Genomic DNA, 22,532 nt, shown 5'->3' on the forward strand with positions numbered 1-22,532 from the left:
ATTGGTGCCAAAGAAGACTCGTAGGGTGAATACCCCAACATTTGACAGAGAGCCATTTTATTATTTACGAAGACCAAGACGTTCGATAAGGGAACGGTAACGTTCGATATCTTTACGACGAAGGTAGTCAAGCATGTTACGGCGTTGACCAACCAATTTCAACAAACCACGACGGGAATGATGGTCTTTTTTGTGCTCTTTCAAATGCTCAGTTAAGTAAACGATGCGGCTTGTCAAAATCGCAACTTGTACTTCTGGAGAACCAGTGTCACCTTCATGAGTAGCGTATTCTTTAATTACTGCTAATTTAGCTTCTGTAGTTAACATTAATGTTACCTCCTAAAAAATAAATAATCCCGATAAGCTTAAGTAACCGTTGGAGATTCGAATACTTCGCTTACGATATGTCTTACGACCTTATTTAGTATACAGTATCTACCTTATCTTGTAAAGGAAAATTACAATAAATAAACAAAAGAGGGCTTATGCCCTCTTCTATTATTTCGCACCAAGTACCATGCGGTCGCTCAATGCATTTTCCCCAGCTACTTCGAACTTTTGAAGTAAGTCAGCAACTGTTAATTTTTTCTTTTCTTCCCCTTTTACATCATAGATGATGCGACCGGAGTCCATCATGATGAGGCGATTACCAAAGCGCAATGCATCGCGCATATTGTGAGTAATCATAAGAGTTGTTAAGTTATGCTCTGCTACAAGTTTATCTGTTAATTGCAAAACATTTTCTGCAGTCTTAGGATCAAGAGCCGCCGTATGTTCGTCCAACAATAAAAGTTCAGGACGAAGCATAGTAGCCATCAATAATGTGATGGATTGGCGTTGACCACCAGATAATAGACCCATACGAGCAGATAAACGATCTTCAAGACCTAAACCTAATAGTGCAAGACGTTCTTTGAAGAATGCTTGTTCGCTATCTTTGAAAGCCCATTTAAGACCTAAGCTTTTACCACGGCGCATAGCAAGGATTAAGTTTTCCTCGATTTGCATGTTGCCTGCAGTACCTACCATAGGATCTTGGAATACACGGCCAATGTATTTAGCACGTTTGTATTCTGGCATTTTTGTGACATCAATATCATTGATTGTAATGGAACCTTCATCTACTGGGAATACACCAGCGATGGAGTTTAGTAACGTACTTTTACCAGCACCATTACCACCGATAACAGTACAGAAATCTCCTTCTTCTAAACGAAGATCAATACCTTGAAGTGCAGTTTTTTCATTGATTGTGCCCTTAAAGAAGGTTTTTACCATATTTTTTACTTCTAACATAGTGTCCTCCTTAGCGAGCCAACCATTTTGCTTTCAATGTAGGCAAGGAAAGCGCGATGGCAACGAGAATTGCAGTGAATAATTTCAAATCGTTTGGCGGCATACCCATGTAGAGTACAGCAGCGATAACGATACGATATACGATAGAACCAAGTACTACGGCGATAAGACTACGTACGAAGGATTTCGTACCGAATACTACTTCACCGATGATTACAGACGCCAAGCCGATAACGATGGTACCGATACCCATACCTACGTCGGCAAAGCCTTGGAATTGACCAATAAGAGCGCCAGACATACCAACAAAACCATTAGAAATCAAAAGACCTAGAACAATCATGTTATCAGTATTTACGCCTTGAGCGCGAATCATTTGAGGGTTAACACCTGTTGCACGTAAAGCTGTACCAATTTCAGTGCCGAAGAACCAGAACAAGAACAAGCATACAGCAACAGCAACCAATACACCTACGATAGCAGCAGACCACATATTAGCAGTGTGGAATACACCGCCGAGGATAGAATAAATTGTATCCATACGAAGCAAGGATACGTTAGCTTTGCCCATAATGTGAAGGTTCACAGAGTACAAAGCAATCATTGTCAAAATACCAGCCAATAATGCAGGAATTTTTAGTTTTGTGTGAATCCAGCCTGTTACAGCACCTGCCATCATACCGCCCACACCGGCAAGTAAAATGGAAAGGATTGGATTCATGCCACTTGTAATTAAAACAGCGGAAATAGCCGCCCCCATTGGGAACGTACCTTCCACAGTTAAGTCAGCCACATCTAGTACACGGAATGTAATGAATACACCGACCGCTAACAAGGACCATAAAAGGCCTGTGGTTATGGTGCCTACCATTAAATCTAACATCAAAATCTCCTCTATTGTTTCATATCTTTACGAAGTGCGTCAGGAATTGTAATACCTAATTTTTTAGCACGTTCTTCGTTAACAGTTAACTTAATATCTTTTTGCGTTTCAATAGCTAAATCTGCAATTTTTGCTTCACCAACAAGCACTTTAGCAGCCATTACGCCAGTTTGGTAACCTAATTGATAATAGTCAACAGAATATGTTGCTACACCACCAGTCATTGTCATACCTTCATCAGCAGCAAATACTGGAATTTTTGCAGCATCTGTGATTTGTGCTAAGTTAGCCATAGCAGATGCCAATACATTATCTGTTGGTGTATAGATTGCTTGTACATCTTGGTTTACAAGATTAGTAGCTGCTTGTTGGATATCATTTACGTTGGAAACAGTTGCTTCTACAACAGTGATACCTTTAGTAGCTGCATAAGCTTTCATTTTTTCAACTTGTAATTGGGAGTTGATTTCAGAGGATGTATAAATAGCACCAATGCGTTTTACATTTGGTACTAATGCGATAATGAGATCAACCTCTTTTTCAATAGGTGTCATATCAGACGTACCAGATACGTTACCACCTGGGTGTTCATTAGATTGAACGAGTTTAGCTGTTACGTAATCTGTAATAGCTGTACCCATGATCGGCATATCATGAGATGCATTTGCCATCGTTTGCGCTGCTGGCGTTGCAATCGCTAATACTAAATCTTTTTTATCAGATACGAAGCGTTGGGCAATACTGTTCAAGTTAGATTGGTCAGCTTGAGCATTTTGTTGATCCAACTTAATATTTTGACCATCTTTGAAGCCTTTAGAAGCAAGACCATCAACAAAACCCTTATTAGCAGCATCAAGGGATGGATGTTCTACTAATTGAATAACGCCAATTTTCTTTTGGTCATTAGTTGCAGTATTAGAACCACAACCAGCTACCATTGCCATAATAGTGACGGCACTAAGTGCCACTGCAATACTTTTTTTCCAATTCATATGTAACTCCTTACCAGTTATGTGTTAAATCATAGTCGCTTTGTTCATCAAATCCTCTGGTAAGGTGATGCCCAATTTTTCTAATTTTTCTTTACCCACAACTAATTTAAATTCTTTTTGCATTTCGATAGGCATATCTTCAACTTTAGCTTCGCCAGTTAAGATTTTTGCTGCCATCAAACCTGTTTGGTAGCCCAGTTTGTAGTAATCTACAGACAAGGACATGAGTGCACCACCTTTTACGTGGTTGTCTTCACCGCCAAATACAGGAATTTTTGCTGGGTCGGTAATAGCTACAAGATTACTCATTGCGGAAGCTACAACATTATCTGTCGGTACATATACGGCATCTACATGTTGAGACACGAGGTTTTGAGCCGCTTGTTGAATATCGTTTACGTTGGAAACTGTAACTTCTTCAACTTTAATGCCTTTTGTAGCTGCGTAAGCTTTCATTTTCTCTACTTGAATTTGAGAGTTTACTTCGCTAGAGCTATAAATAGTACCGATCGTTTTTGCATTCGGTATTACTTGTAAAATTAAGTCAACTTGTTGCTCTACTGGGTTCATGTCGGATGTACCAGACACATTACCACCAGGCTTTTGATTAGATTTAACAAGTTTAGCTGCTTCGTAATCTGTAATCGCAGTACCCAAGATTGGAATATCATGAGTTGCATTCGCCATAGATTGCGCTGCTGGAGTGGCAATTGCCAAAATCAAGTTTTTACGATCAGATACGAATCGCTGAGCAATACTATTCAAGTTAGACTGATCAGCTTGTGCGTTTTGTTGGTCAAAAGCAATTTTTTCAGCTAATCCCTTTTCTTTAAGAGCATCAACAAAACCTTTATTTGCCGCATCTAGTGCAGGATGTTCAACGAGTTGTACTACGCCAACTTTGTATTCACCATTCGATGTTGTTCCATTTGAGCCACAGCCTGTAAAAGCTAATAAAGCTGCCGCCGTGAGTGCTAGGGCAATACCTTTTTTCAAGTTCATGGGGATTTCCTTCCTATCTGCAATGACTATAATACTTCTATTATAAACAAATTTATCCACTACATCAATGTAGCAGAATAAAGTATTTTACATTTTTATTATATGTAAAACACAATAAAGACAAGAAATCCAACTATTTTTCTAAAGATGCTAGCATATCTTCTGTCAAATCATTTGCTGCAAGAATATAGTCTTTAAGAGTACCTTTATCGAGCGCTACCTTCATAACAGGTACTTCAAATGGGTCTAGAATAACGCACATCAAAATTTCACCCGTTACATAATAACCTACTACAGCTTCCCCTTCGTCTTCATCTAAGGTTTCTCGCTTTACTGTAACGCAGTATGGTTTCATAACTGCAGCAGCCGCCTCAGCTACCTCTTCACGATTTGCAATATATTCTTCAGCTTTTGTTTCAGGAATATTAAAGATGTCGACCTTTACAGTCTTAACCTCGGTTGCCTCTCCCTTCGCAGCCTCAATAGCTGTACCTAATTCCGTTTGATTCATATATACCTCACATAGAATGGACTTTCACCAATGGTGAAAGCCCTATTACACTAGATTGTTTCATCAGCTGCGTTTAAGAATGATACGTAGCATTGTTTGGCCTCGTAAATATCGGCTTTAGAAGTAACCTCCCACGGAGCATGCATGCTAAGAACTGCTACACCACAGTCGATAACATTCATGCCGTAAAGTGCCATGATGTACGCAATTGTACCACCACCACCGAGGTCTACCTTACCAAGCTCTGCCGTTTGATACGTTACATTATTGGATTCCATAACACGACGGATAAAGCCCATGTACTCAGCATTGGCATCATTAGAGCCAGCTTTACCACGAGAGCCTGTAAATTTATTAAATACTACGCCCATACCAAGGTAAGAAGCATTTTTCTTTTCATACGCAGATGCATAGAGTGGATCGTAGCCAGCGCTAACATCGGAAGATAACATACGAGATTTTTCCAATGTACGACGAACGCTAACAGAATTTGGTTTACCCATGAGTGTTAGAATTTCAGCTACTGCATTTTCAAAGAAACGAGATTGCATGCCCGTAGCACCTACAGAGCCAATTTCCTCTTTATCGACGAGTAAGCAACAAGTAGTACGTTTTACATTATCTACTTCAAGCATAGCCACTAAGGATGTATAGGCACATACGCGGTCATCTTGGCCATATGCCATTACCATAGAGCGGTCAAAGCCCATATCACGCGCCTTACCTGCCGGTACAATTTCAAGCTCTGCGGATAACAAGTCACGTTCAACAAAGCCATACTCTTTTTCAAGAAGGTTATTAATAAAATTAGAAACCCCTTCTTTTTCCTCATCTTTTACCGGACGGCTACCAATGAGTAAATCAAGAGCTTCCCCTTCAATTACTTTAGCTGCATTCTTTTGCATTTGCTCTTGGCCTAAATGAGGCAACAAGTCTGTAATACAGAATACAGGATCAGTTTCTTTATCGCCAATATTAATATTGATGCGTGTTCCATCTGTTTTTACCACAACACCATGAATGGCAAGTGGCATAGCTACCCAATGATATTTTTTAATACCGCCGTAGTAGTGAGTATCCCAGAATAAAAGGTTGCTATCTTCGTATTGAGGGTTTTGTTTTACGTCAATACGAGGAGAGTCAATATGAGCACCTAAAATGTTCATACCTAATTCGATATCATCTGTACCGATATTGAAGAGAGCAATAGATTTATCCATATAGGTGTAATAAATCTTATCCCCCGCCTTAATTGGCGTATTATTTTTAATGATATCTTTTAGATTTACATAGCCCTTTGCCTCTGCAAATTCTACGGCCTGCACTACGCATTCCCGTTCTGTTTTACCATTATCTAAAAATTGACGATACGTATCACTTAGAGCATATACCTTTTCCATAGTGGCATCGTCGTAATTATGCCATGCATATTTGCGTTCCATATTCTATCCTTTCTAAAAGCTCACAATCTAACACTTATGAAACTTTAGATGTGAACAGTAATTAAAAAATTATTTTTGGCGGTCCTTTTCAAGTTCCGCCTGGCGAAATTCCAAATACTTTCGCTCTTTCTCTCGATTAATTTCAGACTTCTGAGTATATAGAGAACGAATTTCGTCCGTACAATGCGTTAATACTTTTGTAACGTAGAATTTAGTACTACCGGACTTAATCGTATATTTTCCAACTTTAAGTTGCACTGCAAAATCGCCATGTTTTGGGCAAAAGCCAATGGCGAGATGCTTGTCCCCTTGTAATCGTTCTGGCCTAGTCATTTCTAAACGAGTTTGACAATACGGGCAGAAAGATAAACGTACACGTCTATCGTGAACGATACGCTTCTTCTCAGGGAAGTTTTCATACATAAAAAATGTCAAAATCGGTGGATATAGGAAAGGATTGCTACTTTCCTTGCGAATTTGGTCATAATGTAAAATTCCTTGTGGAATATCTAGCTTCTGACATATACGAGCCGTAAATACAGCATCATGCAAAGCGTTATGAGCAGACAAATGCTCCGTCGATATATTGAGATCCTCCATGGCATGTGCCACAGAATACTGCTGATTTGTACCATATCGCTGATAGGCATAAATCATTTGTGCATCTACCCATTGATCATAAGATAAGGCTTTCATCTTATGGAGCATAAGATTTTCTCTTAATATAAGAATATCATCAGAGCCCCAAGACAGTAACATATATTCATTACCGCACCAATTTTGAAAGTGCTGCATAGCCGTCTTAAAGGGCACACCATGGTCGAGTTCTCTAGAGGTTATCCCCGTCAGCTCTCGTACATGCTTATGCATCCGTGGCAAGTATTGAGGTTTAATGAACATCGTAAAATGATCTACGATATCCATCTCGTCATTCAGTTTTACCGCTCCGATTTGAATGATTTCACCAGTCAACGGCATTTTAGTACGCTTCATAAAGCTAATGTCATTGCTATACGGTTGATTCCACTCCAAATCAAATACTATATAATTCATAGGCTTTTATTTCGATTCTGAAAGCAACGTTTCCGCCGCTTTAATAACCTGTTCTTCAGAAATTACAGATAACCCTTTGTAATTTCCTTCTTTAATAATCTTTTTCATGCTTTTACCAACCTCATAGGAGTCCATCGTTTCAAGAACGATAGCATGAGCTTGGTACGGACCATAAAAGAATGGGTTTGATGGCCCATAGAGTGCCACAATTGGCACCTTTTGGCTGACTCCTACATGCATAGGACCAGAGTCATTTGTAATCAATAAATTACAGCGGCTCATAGCCGCCGCCAATGGTCCTAACTGGAATTTTCCAGTAGCCACAATCGGTTTTGTTTCCATTTGTTCTACTACAGGTTGCACCATTTCAAGATCCATAGGGCCACCAAAGAATACCGTCTTATACCCTAAACGACCGAAATGATCAGCTACATGGGCAAATCGTTCAGCAGGCCAGCGCTTCTCAGGAACAGCACTACCAATATTAAAACCGATGAGCGTATCACTATCGGTTAATCCATGACTAGCATAGAAATCTTGAGCCTCACGGCGCCAGGCTTCAGAAGTTTCAATATGTAAACCAGAGTTAGAAGTATCGGTCACACCTAATTGTTCTAGTACATTGATGTACATATCTGCAGCGTGGCGAGTTTTACGGTCTAAACGGGTATACTTTGTCATAAACGGTCTAAACAAAAAATGACTCATACCAGTCGTAATGGGCGCATGAATCTTCCAGGCTAAATAGGAAGTACGTTCATTGGGATGCAAATTAATAACGATATCAGGTTTACCCTTTGCATTAATCTCACGAGCAACCTCATTGAGCCCAGAAATACTATTATGACGCCCTTTTTTATCTACAACGATAAGTTCATCAATATTTGGATTATATTGTATCACTTGTTGCAGTTTTTTATCTATTACATACGTAATATGGCTATGTGGAGCAGCTTTACGTAGCACCTCTAGGAATGGAGTCGTTAAAATAACATCACCTAAGTGCATGAGAAAGGTGACCACAATGCGCTTATAATCTAGTTCCATTATAGTTCCTTTCCAAGTACTTGTTCATACACAGACCATACTGCATCTACAGGGATTTGAGCCATACAATCTGGATCATCTACCAGAGGTTGCTCAGGTGTAGCCTTCGAAGTCGGGGAAATAATAAGATGTACATGACTACCACCATAGGGACCAGTTCGTTTTGGAGATGTCGTTCCAAATAATGCAATCAAAGGCCGCTTCAAGGCATTTGCAATATGTAATGGTCCCGTATCGGCACTAATAAATATTTGACAATGACGAATCAATTCAATGAGTTCAGGCATTGATGTAGAACCCACTAAATTAATGAGGTTCTTATGCTTTACATAGTTTGCTATGAAAGCCCCCTTTTCTGCATCATCAGGAGCACCGGCAATAACGACCTTTTTACCCGATTCACATAACCGAATACAAAGTTCCCCAAAATTAAGGAGCGGCCACTCCTTAACAATCCAACGAGCACCTGGTACAACTACTACATATTCATCTTCTACACCATAAGATTGTAACTTATGCTTAACGGACTTCTCCGCCTCAACATAAGCAGGCATAGGAAACTCTACGCCTTCTACATCGCCTCCAAGGGCACGTACGGTATCGAGGTATCGTTCGATAACATGATCGTATTTATGTTCACCAACAAGTGCTTTATTGACTAAATTACTGCCTTCACGAAGCTCCCAGTAGCCATATTTTTCAGGTGCACCAGATAATAATGATACAATGGCGCTCTTAGCAATACATTGAAGGTCTAAGGTCATATCAAAATGACGACTATGTAAATCCTTACGCAATTGATATAAGTAAGCAGGCTTTTTAAGTTGTTTCTTGTCAATAATAATCACATCATCAACCCAAGGTGTACCTGGTAAGAGGCTAGCGAATTGTTCATGAATTGCCCATGTAATACGAGCATCAGGCCAATTCTTACGCACAGCATACAAGGTAGGCAACGCATGAATTACATCCCCTAATGAGCTCATCTTTATGATGAGTATATTCTTGTAGTCTTTCATATAGCCTCCCAAATACAACACAACAGTAAAGAACCTTATAATAGCTTTACATTAGATTTAAAAATAAAGCGAATACAAACGCAATACCAGATTAGTAGATTAAATAATAGATTAAATGATAGTTTTCATAAAATCTAAAAGATTAGTACCTGTAAATAGATAGCCTTTTACACCAGCCGCTTCTGCTGCATCAACATCGCGCTGACTATCGCCAATAAGAAAACTACTTTTAGGGTCTACATCATAATCCTTAATAGCTTGCTTAATCATACCAGGCTTTGGCTTTCTACATTCACAGTCTACAGCATAAAGAGGTATGGCCCCTTCTTTATGATGAGGGCAGTAATAGAAGTGCAAAATAGGTGCCCCACTGCGGTCTAGTTCATGAGCCATATGGTCATGAAGAATCTGTACATCAGACTCTTTGTAATAACCACGGGCCACTCCGCTTTGATTCGTCACCACAATGAGGTCATACCCTTTACTGTAGGCATAAGCTAAGGCCTCTTTTGCACCGTCTACCCACTCTAAATCGCTAATTTTATATAAATAACTAACATCTTTATTAATAACGCCATCGCGATCTAAAAATAACACCTTGCGCATTAACGTAAATATCCTTCGTTATTATCTAATAGCTCACAATATTCTTTAACGGCATCTTCCATTTTGTGGAATCCTTTATCATAGCCAGCAGCCAATAATTTAGTCGTATCAGCCTCTGTAAAGCTTTGATATTTGCCTTTTAACACCTCTGGGAACGGAATGTATTCAATTTTGCCTTTGCCATTATAGTCGATAACAGCTTGCATGAATTGATTAAAGCTATGAGCATTACCAGTACCGCAGTTAAAAGTACCAGAAATTTCTGGATGCTCCCAGAAGTAGAAGTTTACATTAACTACGTCTTTTACATAAATAAAGTCACGAGTTTGACCACCGTCTTCGTAGCCATCTGTACCTTCAAAGAGATTGATAACGCCCGTTTCTTTATTTTTGTAGAACATTTGACGTACCAAAGAAGCCATTTTATCTTTATGCGCTTCATTAGGACCGTACACGTTAAAGTAGCGTAAACCTACTACTTGGGCAGTATATTCACCTTCATACTTACGCACATAACGGTCGAATAACAACTTAGAGTACGCATATGGGTTAAGCGCCTCTTCAGCTTCTGGTTTTTCTACAAAACCATTTGTACCATTACCATAGGTAGATGCAGAGGATGCATAGATAAATGGAATACGACGGTCTTGGCAATAGTGGAATAGATTTTTAGAACCTTCATAGTTGTTCTTCATCATATATTTGCCGTTATATTCCATTGTGTCTGCACAAGCGCCTTCGTGGAATACGACTTCAATAGGGCCCACATCGAATGTACCGTCAGCGATAGCACAATCAAAATCATCACAATCGATGTAATCTAAGAATTCTAGATTTTGAATATTGCGAATTTTGCGACCATCAGTAAGATCATCAACGATAAGAATATCTGTACGACCACGGTCATTTAGTGCTTTCACAATATTACTGCCGATAAAACCAGCGCCACCTGTTACGATAATCATAAATTGCCCTCCTTAGCCATAGTGGCTATTTTCCCTACAATATCAGATGTAGAATAACCTTCTTTAAATGAAAGCACCTCTACATTGTCAACGGACTCGCGTCCGATAATATCTTCAATCTTATAATCGCCGCCCTTAACAAGCGTATTAGGACGTAAGTACGCTAATATCTCAGCGGGAGTATCTTCTTCAAATAATACAACCCCATCAATACACTGCAAGGCACTCAATAAAGCGGCTCGATCCTCTTCACTAACGATAGGACGAGTTTCACCTTTAAGGCGTTTAACAGATGCATCTGAATTCAAACCAATGATGAGATGGTCTCCAAGTTGCGCTGCCTCTTGTAAGTACGTAATATGTCCACGATGAAGAATGTCAAAACAACCATTAGTGAATACTACAGTTTCGCCCTTGCTTTGCCACTGTGTAACAAGCTCTTTCATCTCTTCCTTCGTATATAGAGGCTTAGACTGAATGCTATGTTTGAAAGAGTGCCATAAGTCTAATAGTTCAGAGCGGTGAATTGGATAGGTCCCAACCTTAGACACTACGATGCCAGCAGCACCATTGGCGATATGCAAGGCTAAGCGCATAGATAAGCCACTAGCAAGACAAGTCATCATCATAGATACAACGGTATCCCCTGCACCACTCACATCGAAGACCTCTTGTTGAGTAGCTGGATTATGCCATGTGCGACCATCCTTTGCAATAACTGTAATCCCCTTAGCAGACCGTGTAGCCACAATATAGTCCAAATCTACATTACCCAAAACGGACTTAGCGGCCTCAACTATTGTAGCATCATCATTTTCTAATTTACGGCCCACACATTCACCAAGCTCTTTTACATTTGGTGTTATACAGGTCGCACCATTATATTTCGACCAATCGGATCCTTTTGGATCAACGATAGTTTGCACACCATATTCCTTAGCTAAGCTAAAGATTTTCTTCAATAATGTAGGCGTACAAACACCTTTACCATAGTCAGATACGACAATACCGTCGATACCAGACTTACATAGATTCTCAAGCCAAGAAGCTAGTTGTTCCTCTTCTCCGCTTGTTAAATCTGTAATCGTTTCAAAATCAAGGCGCATCATTTGCTGACGATCACCCAAGATGCGCATCTTTGTAATGGTAGAACGGTCATCACTTGTAATTAAACCAGTTGTATCGATTTTGTCGGCATCAAGTAAATGTTGCAATAGGCGACCATGGTCATCATTACCAGCAAGTGCACCGAGGTATACCTTACAATCTAAATTAGACAAGTTAGATGCAACGTTTCCAGCTCCACCAAGAACCTCTTTCATTTTTGACACTCGGTTAACAGGAACCGGTGCTTCTGGAGAAATACGACTTACATCACCAAAAACATAACGATCTACCATCACATCGCCAACAACGGCAATCTTCAAGTTTGGCAGTTGCTTTGTTAAAAACTGATTAATGGTAGTATTTATCATAGTCCACCTATTCCTTACCCCAATGATATGTGTGCTTGATTAAAATGAGAATTAAATCGGCACCACATATATGTATCACGTATAACCTAAAGGTTAATAATCCTCTTCAATAAGTTCGCACATAATGTGCCCAGCCAAAATATGCATTTCTTGAATGCGAGCTGTTACATTACTAGGAATTGCTAATGTAATATCACATAATTCGGCTAATTTACCGCCGCCTTCACCGGTGAAAGCAATAGTATGCATACCAATAGAACGAGCCATTTCAGCTGCTTTCACAACATTCTTAGAATTACCAGAAGTAGAAATACCGATGAGTACATCACCTGTACGGCCTAACCCCTCTACTTGGCGAGCAAAGACAGCATCAAAATCATAATCATTAGCAATCGCTGTCAATGCAGATGTGTCTGTAGTTAAAGCCACCGCGGCAAAAGAACGACGTTCCTTTTTAAAGCGACCAATTAATTCTGCTGCTAAATGTTGAGAATCCGCTGCAGAACCACCGTTGCCACAGAATAAAATTTTATTACCATTATCGAGAGCCGCCTTACAGCGATAGGCAATCTCTTGAATGGTATCCATATGCTCCATCGTCTTACCAAACACTTCAAGATGTTCGGTGAAACGATCCGCAATGATTGGATTTAAATCAGTCATTATAAAATCTCCTTTAACAGTCTATCTGCGTTCTTCCAGAACAATTTTTCACATTGCTCCACAGATAAACCAGCCTCTTTAAATGCATCGTAGAGACGATACATTTCAGAAGCATCTTTAATTTCTGTATTTGGCTTAATACCATCAAAGTCAGTTCCTAATGCAACTACATCCTCTCCGCCTTTATTGATAAGGTATAAGCCGTGCTTTACAATATCATCGATGCGACTAATGGGCGATGTCCCCAAGAAGGATTGAGCAAAATTAAGCCCAATGACACCACCTTTATTAGCAATGAGTTTAATTAAGTTATCAGGCAAGTTTCTAGTATGAGCAGTAACTTCGCGCGCATTAGAATGAGATGCTACAAAGGGTGCATCTAAGATATCGCCTAATTGCTCTGTACCAGCATCGTTAAGATGAGAGCAGTCTACGATTATCCCTAAATCTTGCATAGCTTCTACAAACTCAATACCTTTAGGTGTTAATTTTTTATGTTGCTCACCACAGTGAGGTTCTCCCAAACCATTTGGATAGTTCCAAGTAAGCGTTATCAGTCTAACCCCATCTTGATAAGCTTGTTTAAGTTTATCTAAGTCGCCGCCTAGTACGCCACCTTCCTCGATGGACATAAGGGCACCAATCTTACCAGACTCGTACACAGACTCTACATCTTGATAAGAGAGCACATGCTGTATGTGCTCTCCATAGAGATGAATTTGTGTGATACATAAGTTTCGCATCTCTTCATAACGACCATAAGGATCATTCGTCTTACCAAGATTGATAAAGAGTGCAAAATCTTGTACCTTACTGTGAGCCTTTTGTAATTTCTCAATATCGATTTTCCAAGTATTACGATATAAATCACCACTATCGGGATGATCGAGTAATTGCATTATCGTATCGCAATGTAAATCTATCATAAAGCCTCACTATGTAGTAACATCAACTAACTACGTTTTGGTTTTTTTGCATCTAATTTTTTAAGCGCTTTAAGCTCTTCCATGAAGCTATCGATATTATCGAACTTACGATATACGCTGGCGAATCGAACGTACGCAACTTGATCAATATCTTTCAATTGTTGCAATACAAGTTCCCCTATGCGGTCGGTTGTAACCTCTTGATTGATTTCGTTACGAATATCGCGCTCTACATCATTAACTACTTGTTCCATAACGGACATAGGCACTGTGCGTTTATCACAAGAGCGCAATAGACCATTTAATAATTTACCACGATCAAATAATTCGCGGCGTCCGTTTTTCTTCATTACCATAAGTGGTACTTCTTCTATAATTTCATAGGTAGTAAAGCGACGGCCACAATTGATACATTCTCGGCGACGGCGAATACTATTACCTTCATCAGTCGTTCTAGAGTCTGTCACCTTCGTGTCTGTGTGCTGGCAATAAGGACATCTCATCTGTTACTACTCCTTTTCTAATCAGTCAGTAATCATGAAAAAGGCACAATACGCCTATTTTCTTATACCTTATATAGTACCATATTTAGTAGGAAAAGTACAAAAAGAACCATATAATGCTACTTAATAGTACAGACTTGTCTAAATCTTTTTCATTTGGTATGCTATTAATAAATGAACGACTTAGTTTAATCCCCCCAAGCCATAGTGGCTGGTTTTTTGGATTATTACTAAGTCGTTCTTTGTTTATGCATAGTACCATATTTAGTAGGAAAAGTACAAAAAGAACCCCTTATAAACCTATGAATTACAATCTTTTTAAGAAGAATATAATCAAAAGTGTTATAAGGGGTTCTTTAGTATGCACTTACGTGCTAAATCGTATTAAATTAACGTTTAATAGCATCTTCAATGCGAAGCAAGCAGTCGCCAGATTCGATGCGGCTACCTTCACGTACAAGAATTTCTTCTACGATACCATCCATTGGAGCTGTAATTGTTGTTTCCATCTTCATCGCTTCTGTAACGATCAATGGCTCACCTTTAGCTACGGATTGACCATTCTTAACGAGAATCTTAACAACAGAGCCAGACAATGTAGCACCGATTTCACCAGGGTTAGATTCATCAGCTTTACGACGAACAACACCAGTAGTCTTAGCATGTTTATCATGAACCTTAATACTACGAGGTTGACCATTGAACTCGAACAATACGATACGGTTACCATCTTCATCAGGTTCAGAGAAACCATTCATTTTGATGATAAGTGTTTTACCTTTTTCAATAGTTACTTGAATTTCTTCGCCCCGTTTCATACCAAAGAAGAATGTTGGAGTATCAAGTACAGATACATCACCAAAGTCTTTTACAAATTTGTTGTAATCTTGGTAAACCTTAGGGTACAAGCAGTATGCACTAATATCTTCATCAGTTGTTTGGGCACCCATTTCACTCAATTCATGACGAATATGTTCAAAGTCTGTTGGAGGCAATACTGCACCTGGACGAACTGTGATTGGTTTTGCACCTTTTAAGATAATTTTTTGTAACTCTTCAGGGAATCCTTGGTACGGAGTGCCAAGACGACCTTCAAAGAATTCAACTACGGATTGAGGGAAGTCTAATACATCGCCCTTTTCGTAAATATCTTTTTCAGTCAAGTTATTTTGTACCATGTACAATGTCATATCGCCTACAACTTTGGAGGATGGCGTTACTTTGATGATATCACCAAACATCATATTTACTTGGTGGTACATTTTCTTGATATCAGCCCAACGATCGCCAAGGCCTACCATCTTAGCTTGTTGTTGCAAGTTGGAATATTGACCACCTGGCATTTCGTGTTGATATACTTCGGTGTTAGGATATGCTTCTGCTTTATCTACACCTTTGTAGTATGGACGAATACTACCGAAGTAGTGAGACATTTCTTCCATGTAATCAATGTTCATTTCAGGTTGACGGTCATGTCCACTCAATGCATAGTACATGGAGTTCATGCTAGGTTGAGATGTACCATTAGCAAATGCAGAGTATGCTAAGTCGATAACATCTACGCCAGCATCTACTGCACGACCATATGTATAAATGGAGTTACCAGAACCTTCATGAGTATGTAAATGAATTGGTACAGTAACCGCATCTTTTAAGGCAGATACAAGATTATAAGCTGCTTGAGGTTTCAACAGACCAGCCATGTCTTTAATAGCGATGATATTAGCACCTGCTTTTTCAAGCTCTTTCGCCATGCTTACATAGTAGTCCAAGTTGTATTTTGTACGAGAACCATCAAGAATATCACCTGTGTAGCACAATGCAACTTCAGCTAATTTATTTTGTGCACGCACTTCATCGATTGCAACATGCATATTATCAAGGCTGTTCAAGCTATCAAATACGCGGAATACATCAACACCATTAACTGCTGCGCGTTGAATGAATTGACGAACAACATTATCAGGATAAGAAGTATAACCTACTGCATTGGCACCGCGAAGGAGCATTTGAAGCAATGTGTTAGGCACTTCGCGACGGAACATGCGCAAGCGTTCCCATGGATCTTCATGTAAGAAACGGTAAGAAACGTCAAAGGTAGCACCGCCCCAACATTCTAAGGAGAACAAGTTAGGTACACCTTTTGCTGCGTGACCAGCTACGCGAGCCATATCGATTGTACGAAGACGTGTAGCAAACAAGGATTGGTGAGCATCACGCCATGTAGTATCTGTGAAGAATACTTGTTTTTGTTCAGATAACCATTTACTGAATTTATCTGGACCAAGTTCATCAAACTTTTGTTTAGTACCAGCCGCTGGACTTACATCTAAAGTAGATGGCATTTGAATTGGATCGAAGTCAGGAACTACTTGAGGGCCTGCACCAGAGTAACCATTAATTGTTACATCAGCAATGTAGCGCAACAATTTAGTACCACGGTCACGATCTGGTTTCAATTCGAATAATTCAGGATGTTCTTCAATGAAGTTTACATTGTAAGAACCGCTTTGGAATTCAGGATGTTCCAATACGTTGATTAAGAAGTGAATATTTGTTTTTACGCCACGAATACGGAACTCTTTTAAGCAACGAAGCATTTTACGAATTGTTTCTTCGTTGTTAGGACCGAAGGCAGTTGCTTTTACAAGCAAGGAATCGTAATACGGTGTTACTACAGCACCTGTGAAAGCATTACCGGAGTCAAGACGGATGCCAAAACCACCGGAACTACGGTAAGCCAAGATTTTACCTGTATCAGGCATGAAGTTATTCTTAGGATCTTCTGTAGTGATACGACATTGAATAGCAGTACCTTTACAAGGAACTTGATCTTGCTCTGGAATACCTACCTCTGGGCTATGTAAATTATAACCTTCAGCAATTCTAATTTGAGCGTGAACAATATCAATATCTGTAATCATTTCTGTTACAGTATGTTCTACTTGAATACGAGGGTTAACTTCGATGAAGTAGAAGTTACCGTCAGCTGTTACCAAGAATTCTACTGTACCAGCATTAACGTATTCAACGTTTTTCATGATTTTAACGGCAGCATCACATACAGCTTTACGTGTTTCTAAAGACAACGCAAATGCTGGTGCCATTTCAACTACTTTTTGATGACGACGTTGAACAGAGCAGTCACGTTCATGTAAATGAACTACATTGCCATGTTCGTCACCTAAGATTTGAACTTCAATATGTTTAGGTTCTACGATGAGTTTTTCTACATATACATCATCGTCACCAAATGCTGCCTTCGCTTCAGATTTAGCGCGATCATATGCATCACGAAGGTCTTCTTTGCGATGGACTTCACGCATACCACGGCCACCGCCGCCATTAACGGCTTTAATCATCAATGGGAAGCCATGTGTATTAGCGAATTCTTCTAATTGAGCATAATCTTTTAACGCCCCATCAGAACCAGGAATCATTGGAATTTGTGCTAATTTCGCTTGCTCACGAGCATTAACTTTATCACCAAACATATTTAAGTGTTTGATTTTTGGACCGATAAAGATAATACCTTCTTCTTCGCATCGACGAGCAAAGCCTTCATTTTCAGATAAGAAACCATAGCCAGGATGGATAGCATCGATGTCATGTTCTTTTGCAATACGGATGATATCTTCAATGTCGAGATATGCGTCAACAGGTTTTTTACCTTCCCCAACGAGGTAGGCTTCGTCAGCTTGGTTACGATGCAAGGATAATGTATCCTCTTTAGAATAAATGGCTACAGTTTTAATACCCATTTCATTACATGCACGGAACACGCGGATCGCAATCTCACCACGGTTGGCAACCAATACGGATTTAATTTTTCTCATGTATTGCCTCCTACTAGCTTCCACAATTGTGAACTATCAGCTTTCAATTTTATTGATATATGAATATTTCCTATACTTATAGATAAAATAATATGTTTGGATAACTCATCAAAATTTATGATGAGTTTTATATTCATAATAACATATAACTATTATACAATATTTTCAGTATATTTAAAGGATTATATCAATTATGAAAGTATAAAATACTATTTTTGTTGTTCATTACAAAAAATCATATGTCTTTTATCGATGCACATCGAATTAATTCTATTTTCTATATTATTTACCACCTAAAAAATGATTCATCAATCGATTTAGTTGCTCTTGATCATTAGCACCCATTAACTCACGGGCAGAATGCATTGCTAATAATGGTAAGCCCACATCGATGGTACGCATTGGCAACATAGCGGAAGAAATAGAACCTACCGTTGAACCACCAGGAACATCTGAACGATTTACATAAATTTGATACGCTGCACCTGCTTCTTCACAAAGCCCCTTAACTATAGCAATTGCTCTCGCATCCCCTGCATATGATTGACTACACGAAATTTTAAGGGCAAGGCCTTTATTAAGGATAGGAATATTAGTGATATCGTTTTTCTCCGGATAATTAGGATGTAATCCATGAGCTACATCAGAGGAAATCATAAATCCTTTAGAGATAAAACTGTCCATCTCTTGATTAGAATATCCTAATGCGTCATACAAACGTTTAATAAGGTTAGGTAAAAGCATTCCTGCCCCACCTTGTTTTGTACGACTACCTACTTCTTCATTATCAAAGAGAATAGCACAACGTACACCATTAGCATTATGTTTACGAGCTTGAATAATACCAGATAATACACCAAAGCAAGATGTTAAATTATCTAACCGAGGAGCACTAATGAAATCACTTTCTATGCCAAGTACACAGCCTTGCTCTGCAGGATATAAGGTCATTTCATAAGATAATATTTCAGAAGGATCACAATCTACTTCATCAGCTAAAAAAGTACTCCACTCATCATATTGAGCCTTGGTGTCAGGGAATAAACTTGGATTTCTTTTATCAACAAAACCTCTTTCACCATTATCATCTTGTTGGGACGCCATCATCATAATGGGAAGCATTTCTTTTTGACGGTTTAGTTTAACCCCATCATTGACAGAGCGATTCATGTGAATTGCCAAATTGGGAACGATAGCAATCGGCCGTTTTGTATCAACTAGTACAGAATCAACATCAAAGGCATTATCACCTTTTAATACGACAGTACCTGCAGCACCTAATGGACGGTCTAACCATGTGTTTTCAATGAGACCACCATACATTTCCACATTTAACTTGGTATAGCCTTTCACAGTTGTAACAGGATTAGGTTTAACACGAATAGCAGGGAAATCAGTATGAGCCGAAGCAATACGCAATGTAGCTTCAGGTTTCTTGCCTATATGAAAAGCAAACAATGTAGTGCCAAAAACATTTACTACATAAGAACCCGAATCTAGTTGCCACTCATCGTCTAAACTCAGTTCAGTAAAACCAGAATCTAACAACATTTGTAAACTTGTATCTACCGTATGGTACGGTGAAGTACAAGCACCAATATATTTTAGTAACTGTTCATTATCAAACTTCATAATTCCCTCCTACGCACAAATACAATTTGTACAATATCATGAATAGTTTTAAATTCGTTCAAATTTATAGGTTATTTACTTTTATAATTTTACGATATATACATTAATAATATATTAATTACTAATATTTTATCATAAAAAAGCCGCCCCTTTTGGAGCGGCTTTCAACATACATTGTAAATACATACAACTCTAAATCATTAAAATTTACAATTATATATACTACGACCATATAAAATTATCAGGATTACTTCTTACCACATGCCAATCAATTTCATCCATACGGAACCAAGGCCCATGAAGATGATTAAGTTGATTACAGATGCGAAGAAACCAAGTTTCCACCATGTATTTTGAGGAACATAACCAGTGTTAAAGATTACTGGGGATGGACCTGCTGCATAGTGAGTTAAGGACATACACAAGTTAGATGTGAATGCGATCATCAACAATGTCAACATTGGTGGTGCACCTGCAGAAATAGCGATTGCAGAGAATGCTACGAACATTGCAGAAATATGTGCTGTTAAGGATGCGAATACATAGTGCGCATACGTATTTACAAGAACGGCTATAACAAAGGCAATCACCCAAGAACCTTCAGGGATAACGCCACCCACTTGAACTGTGGCCCATTTAATGAAGCCCAATTTGGAAAGGAAACCGGCAAAGCCCATCAATGTACCCATCCAAACTAATGTATCCCAAGCACCTTTTTCACTTTTAACATCGTCCCAAATAAGAACGCCTGTAGCAAGCAAAATAGAAATGCCCAAGAATGCAACAGTTGTTGCATCAAGTTTAGTGAATTGAGATGTAGCCCACAATACTAAAGCTAAGATAAATACGCCAAGCATAACCCATTCTTGGAAGGACATTTTACCAAGACCTTTTAACTCTTCACGAATCATTTGTTGTGCTTCGCGAGCATCTGTGATTTCAGGTGGATATACTTTGTAAATGAAGTACGGCATAATAAGCAATGCAATGATACCAGGCACGATGGCAGCCATAGCCCAATCACCCCAAGTAATGCCAATACCAAAAGATTGAAGTGCTAAAGCAGCAACCAAGGTATTACCAGCCATGGATGTTTGGAACATAGCAGATGTAATCGTATTTACTTGGTAAATAGATTGCATCAAGAAGGAACCAATTTTACGAGGACCATCTTGAGGCTCAGAACCGAAAGCTTTTGCCAAACTTGTAGTAATTGGCATGATAACGCCACCCACACGAGCTGTGTTAGATGGTGTTGCTGGAGCCAAAATCAAATCAGATAAAGCCAATGCGTATGCTAAACGTAATGAACTGCTACCAAATGCAGAAATCAAGTTATACGCAATACGTTTCCCCAAACCAGTTTTAATAAAGCCACGAGAGAATAAGAAAGCGCCTACGATTAACCAGATGGCAGAGTTAGCAAAACCAGAGATAGCTTCGCCGATTTTCAACGTACCTGTCAAAGCAGCCACAGTAATAACAACGATGGATACGCCACCAATCGGTAATGGCTGAGTAATAAAGCCTACGATAGTAGCAACAAAGATAGCGAATAAATGCCAAGATTGAGGAGTTAACCCCTCTGGAGTCGGAATAAACCAAAGACCTAACCCGAAGGCCGCTGGAATAATCCAGTTTAATAGTTTTTTCATACACATACCTCCTACATAGGAAAAAACCAAAATATATTTATATCTTCTTATGATAAATATAATATATTACAAAATAAAAATATGTGAGAAAAAGCTGTGCATCACTAGGTATGCACAGCTTTCATTATCATATAAATCCTATTCTGGTAGAGATACGTTCTCTAAGTTTGTTTTTTCGATAGACTCAATATCACCTTGGTCGCAAAGGTTTGCAATAGTTGGATCAATTGGTAAACGGTTCAACAATAATAGACCGTATTTTTGAAGGATTTCTTCAATGTGGCTTTCACCAAAGATTTGGTAATCCTTACCGTTATCTGGGCAATGGAAATAAGAGTAGTTTTCCACTACACCAATAATAGGCACTTGCATTAAATCAGCCATTTTTACTGCTTTTTCAACAATCATGGATACCAAGTCTTGAGGAGATGTAACGATGATAATACCATCCAATTTCAAGGATTGGTAAACTGTAATCGCTACGTCGCCTGTTCCTGGTGGCATATCAACGAATAAATAATCGATGTCTTTCCAAATTACATCTGTATAGAATTGTTTTACAACATTGCCTAGAATAGGACCACGCCATAAAACAGGGTCTGTATCGTTTTCCAAAAGGAGGTTAACAGACATAACGTCAATACCGCCTTTAGATTTTACAGGATACATGCCAATTTCGTCAGCATATGCTTTTTCCTTGATGCCGAACATCTTAGGAATGGAAGGACCTGTAATATCCGCATCGAGGATACCTACTTTGTAACCTTTACGCGCCATTGTAATGGCCATCAAGCTCGTAACGGAGGATTTACCTACGCCACCTTTACCAGATACTACGCCGATTACATGTTTAACAGAACTAAGCTCGTGTAATTGAGCTGTAAGATCTTGAGGTTGTTGAGGAGCGCCGCCACCGCAACCAGAAGATTGAGATGGGCATCCGCCACAATCACTGCTGCTACCGCAACCCATAGTATACACCTACTTTCTTGGAGGAACTACCTCACATCTATATGTAAAACCTTT

Annotated in this window: 20 protein-coding genes; all 20 read right to left on the reverse strand. The window is 39.1% G+C overall.

What is annotated here, in order from left to right; genetic code table 11:
* Positions 1–60: 60 nt before the first annotated feature.
* The 20 genes from rpsO to RYM16_RS04845 all read right to left on the reverse strand — a co-directional run bounded on the left by rpsO (position 61) and on the right by RYM16_RS04845 (position 22,478).
* A complete protein-coding gene (rpsO, locus tag RYM16_RS04750; RefSeq protein WP_009372127.1) occupies positions 61–327 on the reverse strand; it encodes a 30S ribosomal protein S15 in 267 nt (88 codons plus the stop codon).
* Positions 328–498: 171 nt separating this feature from the next.
* A complete protein-coding gene (locus RYM16_RS04755) occupies positions 499–1,296 on the reverse strand; it encodes an ABC transporter ATP-binding protein (protein WP_054747234.1) in 798 nt (265 codons plus the stop codon).
* 10 nt (positions 1,297–1,306) lie between these two features.
* On the reverse strand, positions 1,307–2,179 hold the full coding sequence (locus tag RYM16_RS04760; RefSeq protein WP_314982640.1) for an ABC transporter permease: 873 nt from the start codon (positions 2,177–2,179) through the stop codon (positions 1,307–1,309).
* A gap of 11 nt (positions 2,180–2,190) precedes the next feature.
* Positions 2,191–3,171, reverse strand: coding sequence for an ABC transporter substrate-binding protein (locus RYM16_RS04765; protein ID WP_314982642.1), 981 nt, complete (start codon positions 3,169–3,171; stop codon positions 2,191–2,193).
* 24 nt (positions 3,172–3,195) lie between these two features.
* A complete protein-coding gene (locus RYM16_RS04770) occupies positions 3,196–4,173 on the reverse strand; it encodes an ABC transporter substrate-binding protein (RefSeq protein ID WP_054747238.1) in 978 nt (325 codons plus the stop codon).
* 133 nt (positions 4,174–4,306) lie between these two features.
* Complete coding sequence (locus RYM16_RS04775; RefSeq protein WP_314982644.1) at positions 4,307–4,684, reverse strand: hypothetical protein; 378 nt, start codon at positions 4,682–4,684, stop codon at positions 4,307–4,309.
* 50 nt (positions 4,685–4,734) lie between these two features.
* Positions 4,735–6,126: an aminopeptidase gene (locus RYM16_RS04780; protein WP_314982645.1), complete on the reverse strand. Its 1,392-nt coding sequence runs from the start codon at positions 6,124–6,126 to the stop codon at positions 4,735–4,737.
* A 69-nt stretch (positions 6,127–6,195) separates the two neighbouring features.
* Positions 6,196–7,179, reverse strand: coding sequence for a 3'-5' exonuclease (locus RYM16_RS04785; protein ID WP_314982646.1), 984 nt, complete (start codon positions 7,177–7,179; stop codon positions 6,196–6,198).
* A gap of 6 nt (positions 7,180–7,185) precedes the next feature.
* Positions 7,186–8,226: a glycosyltransferase family 9 protein gene (locus tag RYM16_RS04790; protein WP_314982648.1), complete on the reverse strand. Its 1,041-nt coding sequence runs from the start codon at positions 8,224–8,226 to the stop codon at positions 7,186–7,188.
* Positions 8,226–9,245 carry a glycosyltransferase family 9 protein gene (locus RYM16_RS04795; RefSeq protein WP_314982650.1) on the reverse strand — a complete coding sequence of 340 codons (1,020 nt, stop codon included), beginning with the start codon at positions 9,243–9,245 and terminating at the stop codon, positions 8,226–8,228. The genes RYM16_RS04790 and RYM16_RS04795 overlap by 1 nt, the downstream gene beginning before the upstream one ends.
* A 111-nt stretch (positions 9,246–9,356) precedes the next feature.
* Positions 9,357–9,851 carry an HAD family hydrolase gene (locus tag RYM16_RS04800; RefSeq protein WP_273297908.1) on the reverse strand — a complete coding sequence of 165 codons (495 nt, stop codon included), beginning with the start codon at positions 9,849–9,851 and terminating at the stop codon, positions 9,357–9,359.
* Positions 9,851–10,816: an ADP-glyceromanno-heptose 6-epimerase gene (gene rfaD / locus RYM16_RS04805; protein ID WP_288187182.1), complete on the reverse strand. Its 966-nt coding sequence runs from the start codon at positions 10,814–10,816 to the stop codon at positions 9,851–9,853. The genes RYM16_RS04800 and rfaD overlap by 1 nt, the downstream gene beginning before the upstream one ends.
* The gene (gene rfaE1, locus RYM16_RS04810; RefSeq protein ID WP_314982652.1) at positions 10,813–12,291 is read right to left on the reverse strand and encodes a D-glycero-beta-D-manno-heptose-7-phosphate kinase; all 1,479 of its coding nucleotides are present in this window, start codon (positions 12,289–12,291) and stop codon (positions 10,813–10,815) included. Before rfaE1 ends, rfaD begins: the two co-directional genes overlap by 4 nt.
* A gap of 93 nt (positions 12,292–12,384) precedes the next feature.
* Positions 12,385–12,954, reverse strand: a complete 570-nt coding sequence (gmhA, locus tag RYM16_RS04815; protein WP_054747248.1) for a D-sedoheptulose 7-phosphate isomerase — start codon at positions 12,952–12,954, stop codon at positions 12,385–12,387.
* Entirely contained in the window at positions 12,954–13,880 is a 927-nt protein-coding gene (locus RYM16_RS04820) for a membrane dipeptidase (RefSeq protein ID WP_314982654.1), read from the reverse strand. The genes gmhA and RYM16_RS04820 overlap by 1 nt, the downstream gene beginning before the upstream one ends.
* A 26-nt stretch (positions 13,881–13,906) precedes the next feature.
* A complete protein-coding gene (nrdR, locus tag RYM16_RS04825; protein WP_009372078.1) occupies positions 13,907–14,383 on the reverse strand; it encodes a transcriptional regulator NrdR in 477 nt (158 codons plus the stop codon).
* Positions 14,384–14,772: 389 nt separating this feature from the next.
* Positions 14,773–18,219 (reverse strand): pyruvate carboxylase, encoded by a 3,447-nt coding sequence (locus tag RYM16_RS04830; RefSeq protein ID WP_314982656.1) that lies wholly within the window; start codon positions 18,217–18,219, stop codon positions 14,773–14,775.
* A gap of 282 nt (positions 18,220–18,501) precedes the next feature.
* Positions 18,502–19,851 carry a M18 family aminopeptidase gene (locus RYM16_RS04835; RefSeq protein WP_314982658.1) on the reverse strand — a complete coding sequence of 450 codons (1,350 nt, stop codon included), beginning with the start codon at positions 19,849–19,851 and terminating at the stop codon, positions 18,502–18,504.
* Between the two features lie 254 nt (positions 19,852–20,105).
* Entirely contained in the window at positions 20,106–21,506 is a 1,401-nt protein-coding gene (locus tag RYM16_RS04840) for an anion permease (RefSeq protein WP_009372098.1), read from the reverse strand.
* Between the two features lie 138 nt (positions 21,507–21,644).
* Positions 21,645–22,478 (reverse strand): Mrp/NBP35 family ATP-binding protein, encoded by an 834-nt coding sequence (locus tag RYM16_RS04845; RefSeq protein ID WP_009350926.1) that lies wholly within the window; start codon positions 22,476–22,478, stop codon positions 21,645–21,647.
* Positions 22,479–22,532 lie beyond the last annotated feature (54 nt).

The sequence above is a fragment of the uncultured Veillonella sp. genome (genome assembly GCF_963524655.1).
Taxonomy (GTDB): domain Bacteria; phylum Bacillota; class Negativicutes; order Veillonellales; family Veillonellaceae; genus Veillonella.